This is a genomic window from Stenotrophomonas sp. GD03777 (genome assembly GCF_029842485.1).
GTDB classification, from domain to species: Bacteria; Pseudomonadota; Gammaproteobacteria; order Xanthomonadales; family Xanthomonadaceae; genus Stenotrophomonas; species Stenotrophomonas sepilia.
In genome coordinates this window covers 1-11235 of the sequence record NZ_JAOCGL010000116.1, presented here as the reverse complement: position 1 = coordinate 11235, position 11235 = coordinate 1, and the positions used below count along the sequence as shown (strand labels likewise).

11 protein-coding genes are annotated in these 11235 nt (G+C 66.9%); 4 read left to right on the top strand and 7 right to left on the bottom strand.

What is annotated here, in order from left to right; translation table 11 throughout:
• The 4 genes from greA to dapB form a co-directional block, all read right to left on the bottom strand.
• On the bottom strand, positions 1-464 hold a 464-nt coding region (greA, locus tag N5E02_RS18075), incomplete at its 3' end, for a transcription elongation factor GreA (protein ID WP_026347191.1).
• An 8-nt stretch (positions 465-472) separates the two neighbouring features.
• Positions 473-3715, bottom strand: coding sequence for a carbamoyl-phosphate synthase large subunit (gene carB / locus N5E02_RS18070; protein WP_279946572.1), 3243 nt, complete (start codon positions 3713-3715; stop codon positions 473-475).
• Between the two features lie 148 nt (positions 3716-3863).
• Complete coding sequence (carA, locus tag N5E02_RS18065; protein WP_005416375.1) at positions 3864-4991, bottom strand: glutamine-hydrolyzing carbamoyl-phosphate synthase small subunit; 1128 nt, start codon at positions 4989-4991, stop codon at positions 3864-3866.
• 335 nt (positions 4992-5326) lie between these two features.
• Entirely contained in the window at positions 5327-6046 is a 720-nt protein-coding gene (dapB, locus tag N5E02_RS18060) for a 4-hydroxy-tetrahydrodipicolinate reductase (RefSeq protein WP_262221570.1), read from the bottom strand.
• A 143-nt stretch (positions 6047-6189) separates the two neighbouring features.
• Here dapB and N5E02_RS18055 point away from each other — a divergent pair, with 143 nt between their 5' ends.
• Entirely contained in the window at positions 6190-6651 is a 462-nt protein-coding gene (locus N5E02_RS18055) for a DUF4304 domain-containing protein (protein WP_065177640.1), read from the top strand.
• Between the two features lie 94 nt (positions 6652-6745).
• On the opposite strand, the gene N5E02_RS18050 is transcribed toward N5E02_RS18055, so the two are convergent.
• Genes N5E02_RS18050 through N5E02_RS18040 form a run of 3 tightly spaced genes read right to left on the bottom strand, consistent with a single transcriptional unit; the run spans position 6746 to position 9116 of the window.
• Positions 6746-7000: a DUF6587 family protein gene (locus N5E02_RS18050; protein ID WP_005416372.1), complete on the bottom strand. Its 255-nt coding sequence runs from the start codon at positions 6998-7000 to the stop codon at positions 6746-6748.
• Positions 7000-8865 carry a ferrous iron transporter B gene (locus N5E02_RS18045; RefSeq protein WP_138953578.1) on the bottom strand — a complete coding sequence of 622 codons (1866 nt, stop codon included), beginning with the start codon at positions 8863-8865 and terminating at the stop codon, positions 7000-7002. The genes N5E02_RS18050 and N5E02_RS18045 overlap by 1 nt, the downstream gene beginning before the upstream one ends.
• Positions 8862-9116, bottom strand: coding sequence for a FeoA family protein (locus N5E02_RS18040; protein ID WP_005416370.1), 255 nt, complete (start codon positions 9114-9116; stop codon positions 8862-8864). Before N5E02_RS18040 ends, N5E02_RS18045 begins: the two co-directional genes overlap by 4 nt.
• 119 nt (positions 9117-9235) lie before the next feature.
• On the opposite strand from N5E02_RS18040, the gene N5E02_RS18035 reads away from it, so the two are divergent.
• The 3 genes from N5E02_RS18035 to N5E02_RS18025 form a co-directional block, all read left to right on the top strand.
• A complete protein-coding gene (locus N5E02_RS18035; protein ID WP_005416369.1) occupies positions 9236-10024 on the top strand; it encodes an enoyl-CoA hydratase/isomerase family protein in 789 nt (262 codons plus the stop codon).
• Between the two features lie 2 nt (positions 10025-10026).
• Entirely contained in the window at positions 10027-10428 is a 402-nt protein-coding gene (locus N5E02_RS18030; RefSeq protein ID WP_095378822.1) for a VOC family protein, read from the top strand.
• A partial coding sequence (locus tag N5E02_RS18025) for a hydroxymethylglutaryl-CoA lyase (RefSeq protein ID WP_279946570.1) occupies positions 10425-11235 on the top strand: 811 nt, incomplete at its 3' end. The genes N5E02_RS18030 and N5E02_RS18025, both read left to right, overlap by 4 nt.

The window sequence follows — 11235 nt, the reverse complement described above, 5'->3', positions numbered from 1 at the left end:
CAGTCCACGTAGCTGACGCTGACGATCTCGTACTCGCGCTGGCCGGCCGGGGCGTCGATCACGATCGAATCGCCTTCCAGCTTGCCGATCATCGCCCGCGCCACCGGCGAGGAAATCGCGATCAGGCCCAGCTTGATGTCCGCTTCCAGGTCACCGACGATCTGGTACTTCTTCTCTTCGTCGGTTTCCACGTCGGCCAGCGTCACGCTGGCGCCGAACACCACCTTGGAGCCGGCATTGAGCTTGCTCACGTCGATGATCTCGGCGTGCGACAGCTCGCCCTCCAGCTGCTTGATGCGGCCTTCGATGAAGCCCTGTTCCTCGCGCGCGGCGTGGTACTCGGCATTCTCCTTCAGGTCACCGTGCTCACGCGCTTCGGCAATGGCGGCGATGACCTTCGGGCGCTTGACCGACTTCAGGTGATCCAGTTCGTCGCGCAGCTTCTGCGCGCCCTTCATGGTGATGGGGGCTCTCATGCATTCAACTCCTTGTGCAGCTCCTGCAGCGACCAGACGGGGCCGGTGCCGCGGAATTCCAGTGAATCCACCAGCGCCTTGGCGCCGGCAATGGTGGTCGAGTAGGTGACGCGATGCTGCAGCGCCTCGCGGCGGATCGAGAACGAGTCGTTGATCGCCGAACGACCTTCGGTCGTGTTGACGATGTAGACGATCTCGCCGTTCTTGATCGAGTCGACGATGTGCGGACGGCCTTCGACCACCTTGTTGATGATCTCGCAGTCCATGCCGTGCTGCTGCAGCCACGCGGCGGTGCCACGGGTGGCGACCAGGCTGTAGCCACGCGCCAGCAGCGCCTTGGCCACCGGCAGCACGCGCTTCTTGTCCGGGTCGCGGACCGAGACGAAGGCCTTGCCGACCGGCGGTGCCTTGATGCCACCGGCTTCCTGCGCACGCGCAAAGGCGGCGTTGAAGGTGCGGCCGACGCCCATCACCTCGCCGGTGGAGCGCATCTCCGGCCCGAGGATCGGATCGACGCCCTGGAACTTGGCGAACGGGAAGATCGCTTCCTTCACCGAGTAGTAGTCCGGCACGATTTCCTTGGTCGCGCCCTGCTCGGCCAGGCTCTTGCCAGCCATGCAACGGGCGGCGATCTTCGCCAGCGCCATGCCGGTGGCCTTGGACACGAACGGCACGGTGCGCGAGGCACGCGGGTTCACTTCCAGCAGGTAGATGGTGTCGGCACCCTCGTCGCTGGTCTGGATCGCGAACTGGGTGTTCATCAGGCCGACCACGTTCAGGGCCTTGGCCAGCTCCACCACCTGGCGGCGCAGTTCGGCCTGGGTTTCAGCCGACAGCGAATACGGCGGCAGCGAGCACGAGGAATCGCCCGAGTGCACGCCAGCTTCTTCGATGTGCTCCATCACGCCACCGATCAGGACGTTGCCATCCTTGTCGGCAATGATGTCGACGTCGCACTCGACAGCATTGTCGAGGAAGCGGTCCAGCAGCACCGGCGAATCGTTGGACACCTTCACAGCGTCGCGCACGTAACGGGCCAGGTCGGCTTCGCCGTAGACGATTTCCATGGCACGGCCGCCCAGCACGTAGCTCGGGCGCACCACCAGCGGGTAGCCGATCTCGCGGGCCAGCAGCAGGGCTTCCTGATCATTGCGGGCGATGCGGTTCGGCGGCTGCTTCAGGCCCAGCTTGTCCACCAGCTGCTGGAAGCGCTCGCGGTCTTCGGCCAGGTCGATCGAGTCCGGGCTGGTGCCAATCACCGGCACGCCGTTGGCTTCCAGCGCGCGCGCCAGCTTCAGCGGGGTCTGGCCGCCGTACTGCACGATCACGCCCTTCGGCTGTTCCAGTTCGACGATTTCCAGCACGTCTTCCAGGGTCAGCGGTTCGAAGTACAGGCGGTCGGAGGTGTCGTAGTCGGTCGACACGGTTTCCGGGTTGCAGTTGACCATGATGGTTTCATAGCCATCCTCGCGCAGCGCCAGTGCCGCGTGCACGCAGCAGTAGTCGAACTCGATGCCCTGGCCGATGCGGTTCGGGCCACCGCCCAGGATCATGATCTTGTCGCGGTTGCTCGGCGCGGCCTCGCACTCGTCCTCGTAGGTCGAGTACAGGTAGGCGGTACCGGTGGAGAACTCGCCGGCACAGGAGTCCACGCGCTTGTAGACCGGGCGCACCTTGTGCGCACGACGCAGCGCGCGGATGGCGGCTTCGTTGGTGCCGGCGAGCTGCGCCAGGCGCGCGTCGGAGAAACCGGCGCGCTTCAGCTTGCGCAGGCGCGCAGCGTCAAGTGCGTCGATGCCACCGGCGGCGACTTCGCTTTCGGCCGCGATGATTTCCTCGATCTGGTCCAGGAACCAGTGGTCGATGAAGGACAGCGCGTAGATCTCTTCCACGCTCATGCCGGCACGGAAGGCGTCGGCGACGAAGAACAGGCGCTCCGGACCCGGTGCCTTCAGTTCGCGGCGCAGGGTCTGCAGGTCGTCTTCGTTGCCCAGGTCCAGGCCGGTCGGGTCGAAGCCGACCTTGCCGGTTTCCAGGCCACGCAGGGCCTTCTGCACCGACTCCTGGAAGGTACGGCCCATCGCCATCACCTCGCCCACCGACTTCATCTGGGTGGTCAGGCGGGCGTCGGCGGCCGGGAACTTCTCGAAGGCGAAACGCGGGATCTTGGTGACGACGTAGTCGATGGACGGCTCGAACGAGGCCGGGGTCAGGCCGCCGGTGATCTCGTTCTTCAGTTCGTCCAGGGTGTAGCCCACGGCCAGCTTGGCGGCAACCTTGGCGATCGGGAAGCCGGTGGCCTTGGACGCCAGCGCCGAGGAACGCGACACGCGCGGGTTCATCTCGATGACGACCACGCGGCCGGTCTTCGGGTTGATGCCGAACTGCACGTTCGAACCACCGGTATCGACGCCGATCTTGCGCAGCACGGCGATGGAGGCATCGCGCAGGCGCTGGTATTCCTTGTCGGTCAGGGTCTGCGCCGGGGCCACGGTGATCGAGTCACCGGTGTGCACGCCCATCGGGTCGAGGTTTTCGATCGAGCAGACGATGATGCAGTTGTCCGCGGTATCGCGGACCACTTCCATCTCGAACTCCTTCCAGCCCAGCACCGACTCTTCCACCAGCACTTCGGTGGTCGGCGACAGTTCCAGGCCACGGCTGACGATCTCGACCAGCTCTTCGCGGTTGTAGGCGATGCCGCCACCGCTGCCGCCCAGGGTGAAGCTGGGGCGGATGATGGTCGGGTAGCCAACGCGGGTCTGGATCTCCAGCGCTTCGTCCAGGGTGTGGGCGACGGCGGCGGTCGGGCATTCCAGGCCGATCTCACCCATGGCCACGCGGAACAGCTCGCGGTCTTCGGCCATGCGGATCGCTTCGCGCTTGGCGCCGATCAGTTCGACGTTGTACTTCTCCAGCACGCCGTTGTCGGCCAGGTCCAGCGCGCAGTTCAGCGCGGTCTGGCCACCCATGGTCGGCAGCAGCGCATCGGGCTTTTCCTTGGCGATGATCTTCTCGACCGTCTGCCAGTTGATCGGCTCGATGTAGACGGCGTCGGCCATCTCCGGGTCGGTCATGATCGTGGCCGGGTTGCTGTTGACCAGCACCACGCGGTAACCCTCGTCACGCAGGGCCTTGCAGGCCTGGGCGCCGGAGTAGTCGAACTCGCAGGCCTGGCCGATGACGATCGGGCCAGCACCGATGATGAGGATGGTCTTGAGGTCAGTGCGCTTGGGCATTTTCTTCTCTAAGTCAGTACAGCGTGACAAGGGGGGTGATCGCACGCTGTCGATCAGGAATCTTGATCCGCAGCGCCGCGCCGGGGGCAGCAGCGATGCGGGGTTTACGGTCCATCGCGACGCCACCGGCAGGCCGGCGGCGTACTGATCACGCCTTGGCCTGCTCCATCAGCACCACGAAGCGGTCGAACAGCGGGCCGACGTCGTGCGGGCCCGGCGACGCTTCCGGATGGCCCTGGAACGAGAACGCCGGCACGTCGGTGCGGGCCACGCCCTGGTTGGTGCCGTCGAACAGCGAACGGTGGGTCACGCGCAGGGTCGGCGGCAGGGTTGCTTCATCGATCGCGAAACCGTGGTTCTGCGAGGTGATCATCACCCGGCCGCTGTCCAGGTCCTGCACCGGATGGTTGGCACCGTGGTGGCCGTGGCCCATCTTCATGGTCTGCGCGCCCGAGGCCAGGCCGAGCAGCTGGTGGCCCAGGCAGATGCCGAAGGTCGGGATCTTCACATCGATGAAGGTCTTGATCGCTTCGATGGCGTAGTCGCACGGTTCCGGGTCACCCGGGCCGTTGGACAGGAACACGCCGTCCGGCTTCAGTGCCAGCACCTCGGCGGCCGGGGTCTGCGCCGGCACCACGGTCACTTCGCAGCCGCGCTCGGCCAGCATGCGCAGGATGTTGGTCTTCACGCCGAAGTCGTAGGCCACGACCTTGTACTTGGCCGGCACGCTGACGAAGGCGTTGGCATCCAGGTCCAGCTGGCCCTCGGTCCAGGTGTAGGTCTTCTCGGTAGTGACGACCTTGGCCAGATCCATGCCCTTCAGCCCCGGGAACTTGCGGGCGGCTTCCAGTGCCTTTTCCACGTCGATGTCGCCGGCCATCAGCGCACCGTTCTGCGCACCCTTCTCGCGCAGGATGCGGGTCAACTTGCGGGTGTCGATGCCGGCGATGGCGACCACGCCACGCTGGATCAGCCAGTCCTGCAGCGACACCTGGCTGCGCCAGTTGCTGGGGCGGCGCGGAACGTCGCGCACGATCAGGCCGGCCGACCACACCTTGGACGCTTCGTCGTCTTGGTCGGTCATGCCGGTGTTGCCGATATGCGGATAGGTCAGCGTGACCATCTGCCGGGCGTAGGACGGGTCGGTCAACACTTCCTGATAGCCGGTCATGGCGGTGTTGAACACCACTTCACCGACGGACAGGCCGGGCGCGCCTACGGATTCGCCCTCGAATACGGTGCCGTCTTCGAGGACGAGGATTGCGGCTTGGGTCACGGGAATCTCACTTTGGCTACCGAGGGGGCTGCCGAAGTCACGCCTGCGCTTCACGGAAATCCGGTTGCAAAAAAGCGCGGACGTACGGTCTGGGACCGGTCCGGCTTTCGTGATTCGGCGAGTGCGAATTGTAGCGCTGCCGGGACGCTCACGCCAGCGGTTATCGCGCTTCATGAACAGGCGATTGCGCATTCATTTCAATCCGGCGGCGTATGCGGGCCGGAGGCGGGGTCGGATCCATTCCCGAATGGGAAAGGCTCTGACCCCAGGCGCCCTCGGATGGGGTCAGAGCCCTCTCCGCTGGAAAGGGATCCAGCCCCAGGAATCAGCCCGCCTTACTGCAGCAGGTCCCGCACGCGGTAGCTGCCCGGGGCCCGGCCCTGCAGCTGGCGGGCGGCAAACAGGGCGCCGCGGGCGAAGATGTCGCGGTTGATGGCCCGGTGTACCAGCTCGATGCGCTCGCCCAGCCCGGTGAACTGCACCAGATGCTCGCCTACGATGTCGCCGGCGCGCAGGCTGGCGTAGTGCGGCTCCGCCCCGCCCCGCTGCGCGGCCGCGCCCAGGGTCAATGCAGTGCCCGATGGCGCGTCCTTCTTCTGGGTGTGGTGCGATTCGACGATGTCGCAGTCCCAGCCGGCCAGCGCCTGCGCCGCGCGCTCCACCAGTTCGTCCAGTACCGCCACGCCCAGGCTGAAGTTCGAGGCCCATACCAGCGGGATCTTCGCCGCTGCCGCATCCAACGCCTGGCGCTGCGTGCTGGAAATGCCGGTGGTACCCGACACCAGCCCTGCCCCGCGATCCACGCACAGCGCCAGCAGCGGGTCGAAGCCCTCCGGCAGGCTGAAGTCAATGGCCACGTCGAACACCGGCGCACCGGGCAGTTCGCTGGCCGCGAAGAACGGCACACCGTCGACTACGCGCTGGGCCGGCGCGCGACCGGTCACGGCGGCCACGATCTGCAGGGTTTCGGAATGTTCGGCGGCCAGCCGCAGCAGGGCCTGGCCCATGCGCCCGGAGGCACCGTGAATGAGCAATCGCAGGGGAGTCTGGTTCATGCCTGCAGGCTAGCGGCAGCACGCCCGCTCCGGCAAGCGCCATCGCTGCGATGCTGCATGCCCCTGCGGTGACGGGTTTGCCACTGGACGCGGCAACGCTCCCCTTCAAGTCTGTGGCCCTTCCCTCAGCCCGGGCAAAACCCATGAAATCCTCGACCGTCTTCAGCAAATGCGCCAGGAAGACCGGTTATGCCGGGACGTCGACCACGCGCTACCGCTTGCTGGATGCCGCCCTGCTTGTCGTTAATCACCAGCGCGCCAGCGAAAGCCGGGGCTTCTACGTGAATGCTGGACTCTACTTTCCAGAGCTGCTCGCGTATCCCCTCGCGCCTGACGATCTTGAAACGGCTTTCCGGTACCGCTCCAGCATTCCCACGCCCCATGTCGACTGGCGGATCGAAGAAACGCCGGGCCTGCGCCGGACCTTCATCCAGCAGGATCTTGATGACCTGCTGGAGGCCGGCAACCGCGACGCGCTGAAGGCCCTGCTGCTCGATGCCCTGGCCGACGTGGCGGGTTTCGCAGCAGCCCATGGAAACCGCGAATCGGTGCGGCGATTGAATCAGGGCGGGAACTTCCGCGCGATCATCCGCAGGGAAGTCTGAATCCGGCCTGCGTCCGGTAGATCCACGCCATGCGTGGATGAAGCCCGCAAGTGTGCGAACCAGGGTTCGCACCCACCAGAGCAGGAAAGCAGCGTCAGCGCTGCTTCGGCGGAGTCGGCCCGCAGCTGTCGCACCCCCCACAGGCACCGCCCCCACCGCTGGCCGGCGGTGCGATCTTCCGCCCCAGCGCCTGCAGCCAGGCCGCGCGACCCGGCTTCAGCAGGGCCAGCGCCAAGGCCCCGCGCAGCGTGCGCACGGTGCCCGGGAACTGCTTCTTCAGCACCACCCAGGCACTGACCAGCACGGCCACCGCGATGATCAGGTACTGGATCAGCAGCCCGGTATCCATCAGCCGCCTCCCAGCGCCTTGGTCACCTGATAGGTGATCAGCGCGGCCACGTAAGCCGCGGCAAACAGGTAGAACGCGGCAAAGCCCATCTGCTTCCAGGAGTTGGTCTCGCGCTTGATGGTCGCCAGCGTCGAGATGCACATCGGGGCGTAGATGTACCAGACCAGCAGCGACAGGGCCGTGGCCAGCGACCAGCCATCGCTGATCAACGGGGTCAGCGCCTGGCTGGCGGCATCGTCATCGGCGGCCGACAGCGCATACACGGTGGCCAGCGAAGACACCGCCACCTCACGCGCGGCCAGGCCCGGAATCAGCGCGATGCAGATCTGCCAGTTGAAGCCCAGCGGTGCGAAGAACACCGCCATCGCATGGCCGATCCGGCCGGCGTAGCTGTAGTCGATGGCCGGCATCGTGGCATCGGCCGGGGCCGCCGGGAACGACAGCAGCACCCACAGCAGGATGGTCAGCGCCAGGATGATGCCGCCGACACGCTTGAGGAAGATCATGCCGCGCTCATACAGGCCCACCGCCAGGTCACGCACATGTGGCAGGCGGTACGACGGCAGCTCCAGCATCAGCGGATGCTCGCTCTTGTCGCGGCGCCACTTCTTCATGATCCACGACATCGCCAGCGCACTGAGGATGCCGGCGGCGTACAGGCCGAACAGCACCAGGCCCTGCTGGTTGAACACCCCCCACACCGTCTTCTGCGGAATGAACGCACCGATCAGCAGGGCGTACACCGGCAGGCGCGCCGAGCAGGTCATCAGCGGTGCGACCAGGATGGTGGCCAGGCGGTCACGCGGGTCCTGGATGCTGCGCGTGGACATGATGCCCGGCACCGCGCAGGCGAAGCTGGACAGCAGCGGGATGAACGAGCGGCCGGACAGGCCGGCGGCGGCCATCATGCGGTCGAGCAGGAACGCCGCACGTGGCAGGTAGCCGGATTCCTCCAGCACCAGGATGAAGAAGAACAGGATCAGGATCTGCGGCAGGAACACCACCACGCCACCGACGCCGGCGATGATGCCGTCGGTCAGCAGGCTGGCCAGCGGACCCTCCGGCAACACGCTGCCAACGAGAGCGCCGAGCCAGGCGAAGCCAGCCTCGATGCCATCCATCAACGGCGTCGCCCAGGCGTACACCGCCTGGAAGATCAGGAACATCACCACTGCAAGGCTGATCAGCCCGAACACCGGGTGCAGCAGCCAGCGGTCCAGCGCGTCGTCGATCTTCGCGGTCCGCGCCGGCATCCGCACGGCGACCGACAGGATCTCGCGCACCTTGGCGTGGTAGTCGATGCCACCTTCCGGGCCCGGCACCGGTGCATCCAGGTGCGGCACCATCGCATCGAGGCGTTCGACCAGGGCCTTGGCACCCTGCTTGCGCACCGCTACGGTCTCCACCACCGGTACGCCCAGCTCGCGCTCCAGCGCGGCCACGTCCACCTGGATGCCACGGCGCTGGGCCGCATCGACCATGTTCAGGGCGACCACCATCGGCTTGCCCAGTTCACGCAGCTCCAGCGCGAAGCGCAGGTGCAGGCGCAGGTTGGTGGCGTCGATCACGCACAGCAGCACGTCCGGCGCAGCTTCGCCCGGGTAGAAGCCCCGGCACAGGTCACGGGTGATCGCCTCATCCAGGCTGGCCGGATGCAGGCTGTAGGCACCCGGCAGGTCGAGCACGGCGAATTCGCGGCCGGACGGCGCGCGCAGGCGACCTTCCTTGCGCTCTACGGTGACGCCGGTGTAGTTGGCGACCTTCTGCCGGCTGCCGGTCAGCTGGTTGAACAGCGCGGTCTTGCCGCTGTTGGGGTTCCCGACCAGCGCGATGCGCAGCGGTGAGGCGGAGACAGTGGCGGTCATGCACGTCGTTCCTGGCTGGCAGCGTCGACCACGACGCGCTTGGCTTCACTGATCCGCAGCGCGAACCGGGTGAACCCGACCTGCACCAGCAGCGGCTCGCCCCCCACCGGGCCCTTGGCCACCAAGCGTACTTCCTCGCCATTCACGAATCCCAGCTCGCGCAGGCGACGGGCAATGGCATCGTTGGCATGCAGGTCCTGCACGGACTCGACCACGGCCGAGGTGTGCAGCGGCAGTTCGGACAGCGTCATCTAGCGTGTTCTCTGCTGGATGTAAATGGTTCTCGATTCTAACATTCCCGCGTCGCGTCATGGCCCATGACCAATGGCCCGCTATGATCCATACAGGTATGGAGTGACCCTGGAATCCCATGAACGATGCTTTGCAGATCGAGCGCCGTGGCGCTGTCCTCACCCTCTGGCTGAACCGGCCGGAGCTGCACAACGCCTTTGACGCCAGCCTGATCGCCCGGCTGACTGCCGCACTGGAAGCCGCCGGCGGCGATGATTCGGTCCGGGCCGTGGTGGTCGCCGGTCACGGCGCTTCCTTCTCGGCCGGTGCCGACATGCAGTGGATGCGCGGCATGGCCGCCGCCAGCGAGGCCGACAACCGCGAGGACTCGCTGGCCCTGGCGCGGCTGATGCGCACCCTGGACGAGCTGCCCAAGCCGACCCTGGCCCGGGTCCATGGCGCCGCCTTCGGGGGCGGCGTCGGCCTGGTCGCCTGCTGCGACATCGCCATCGCCAGCACCTCGGCCCGCTTCGGCCTGACCGAAAGCCGCCTCGGCCTGCTGCCGGCGGTGATCTCGCCCTACGTGATCGAGGCCATCGGCCCGCGCCAGGCGCGGCGCTGGTTCGCCACCGGCGAGCACTTCGATGCCGACACCGCGCTGCGCATCGGCCTGGTCCACCAGCTGGTCGAGCCCGAACGCCTGGACGAAGCCCTGGAACGCCAGCTGGCCCTGCTCGACAAGGCCGGCCCGATCGCCTCGTCCACCGCCAAGCAGCTGGTGCGGCAGGTCCGCGACAGCCATGACCGCGACGCGCTGGATCGGGATAATGCCGCCCTGATCGCGCGCCTGCGGGTGTCCGCCGAGGGCCAGGAAGGCCTGGGCGCCTTCCTCGACAAGCGCGCCCCCCACTGGGTCACGGAAGCCTGAACATGCTCGATCATCTTGGTTTGACCAGCGCCGACCTGGCGCGCAGCAGGACCTTCTTCCTGCAGGCACTGGCGCCGCTGCAGATCGACGTCGTGATGGAAGTGAGCGCCGAAGAAACCGGTGACCACGACCACATCGGCTTCGGCAGCGACGGCAAGCCGTTCTTCTGGCTCGGCAATGGCGGCACCACCAGTCACGGCGTGCACGTGGCCTTTGCCTGCACCCGCCGCGCGCAGGTGGACGCCTTCCACGCCGCCGCTCTCGCCGCCGGTGGCCGCGACAACGGCGCCCCGGGCCTGCGCCCGTGGTACCACCCGGATTACTACGCCGCCTTCGTGCTCGACCCGGACGGCAACAACATCGAAGCGGTCTGCCACCGTCCGTCCGATGGGGCAGCCGCATGAGCGATTACGTCCGCATCGTCGAGGTCGGCCCGCGTGATGGGCTGCAGAACGAAAAGCAGTCGGTGTCCACCGCCGACAAGATCGAACTGATCAACCGCCTGTCGGCCACCGGCCTGCGCAGCATCGAGGCGACCAGTTTCGTCAGCCCGAAGTGGATCCCGCAACTGGCCGACGCCGCCGAGGTCTATGCCGGCATCCAGCGCCGGCCGGGCGTGCACTACCCGGTACTGGTGCCGAACGAACAGGGCTACGACCGCGCCCGTGCGGTGGGCGTGGAGGAAGTGGCGGTGTTCACCGCCGCCTCCGAGGCCTTCAACCGTACCAATACCAATGCCGGCATCGACGAATCGCTGGCCCGGTTCGAGCCGATCCTGCGCCGCGCCGCCGCCGATGGCGTGCGCGTGCGCGGCTATGTCTCCACCGCACTCGGCTGCCCCTACCAGGGCGAGGTGCCGCTGGCCGACGTGGTGCGGGTGGCGCGCGCCCTGCACCAGATGGGTTGTTACGAAATCTCACTGGGCGACACCATCGGCGTCGGCACCCCGCGCAAGGCACGGGCGATGCTGCAGGCGGTTGCCGCCGAGATTCCGATGACGGCACTGGCCGTGCACTTCCACGACACCTACGGCCAGGCCATCGCCAACATCGCCACCTGCCTGGAAGAAGGCGTGCGCGTGGTCGACAGCGCGGTCTCCGGCGCCGGTGGCTGCCCGTATGCCAAGGGCGCCAGCGGCAACGTCGCCAGCGAGGATGTGGTCTACCTGCTGCAGGGCCTGGGCCTGGACAGCGGCGTGGACCTGCCGGCAC

Coding starts and splice junctions, on each gene's coding strand:
- N5E02_RS18045 (WP_138953578.1), bottom strand. CDS start 8,865: ATGACCGCCACTGTCTCCGCCTCACCGCTGCGCATCGCGCTGGTCGGG.
- dapB (WP_262221570.1), bottom strand. CDS start 6,046: ATGAACCAGACTCCCCTGCGATTGCTCATTCACGGTGCCTCCGGGCGC.
- N5E02_RS18040 (WP_005416370.1), bottom strand. CDS start 9,116: ATGACGCTGTCCGAACTGCCGCTGCACACCTCGGCCGTGGTCGAGTCC.
- N5E02_RS18050 (WP_005416372.1), bottom strand. CDS start 7,000: ATGGATACCGGGCTGCTGATCCAGTACCTGATCATCGCGGTGGCCGTG.
- N5E02_RS18030 (WP_095378822.1), top strand. CDS start 10,027: ATGCTCGATCATCTTGGTTTGACCAGCGCCGACCTGGCGCGCAGCAGG.
- N5E02_RS18055 (WP_065177640.1), top strand. CDS start 6,190: ATGAAATCCTCGACCGTCTTCAGCAAATGCGCCAGGAAGACCGGTTAT.
- carB (WP_279946572.1), bottom strand. CDS start 3,715: ATGCCCAAGCGCACTGACCTCAAGACCATCCTCATCATCGGTGCTGGC.
- N5E02_RS18035 (WP_005416369.1), top strand. CDS start 9,236: ATGAACGATGCTTTGCAGATCGAGCGCCGTGGCGCTGTCCTCACCCTC.